The following is a 360-nucleotide window of genomic DNA, read 5'->3' as shown; positions in this document are numbered from 1 at the left end:
AAAAGATCAGCGGCCTCCCTGTCATTAGTGGCGATGGCACGCTGGTGGGGATTGTCAGCGAAGGCGATTTCCTGCAGCGAGGAGAACTGGGCACGCAACAGAAGCGCTCGCGCTGGCTGGAGCTTCTGGTCAGCCCCGGAAAAGCCGCCGACGAATATGTCCGGGCCAATGGTCGACGGATCGAAGAGGTGATGTCCGACAGCGTCGTCACTGCATCTCCTGCCGCGTCACTCGCCGAGATCGTCGATCTCATGATGCACCACCACGTTAAACGCATCCCGATCGTGAAAAGTAGGAGAGTCGTCGGCATTATTACCCGCTCTGATATTGTGCGGGCATTGCTCAGCCTCCTTCCGGATG

1 protein-coding gene is annotated in these 360 nt (G+C 58.3%); it reads left to right on the top strand.

Annotation, left to right across the window (positions count from 1 at the left end):
- Nucleotides 1-360: CBS domain-containing protein (locus EOA16_RS32445; RefSeq protein WP_127261752.1), on the top strand; the 360-nt coding region annotated here is incomplete at both ends.

The sequence above is a fragment of the Mesorhizobium sp. M7A.F.Ca.US.008.03.1.1 genome (assembly GCF_003997495.1).
Taxonomy (GTDB): domain Bacteria; phylum Pseudomonadota; class Alphaproteobacteria; order Rhizobiales; family Rhizobiaceae; genus Mesorhizobium.
The sequence above is the reverse complement of the archived record's forward strand: the minus strand, read 5'-3'. Positions and strand labels throughout refer to the sequence as shown.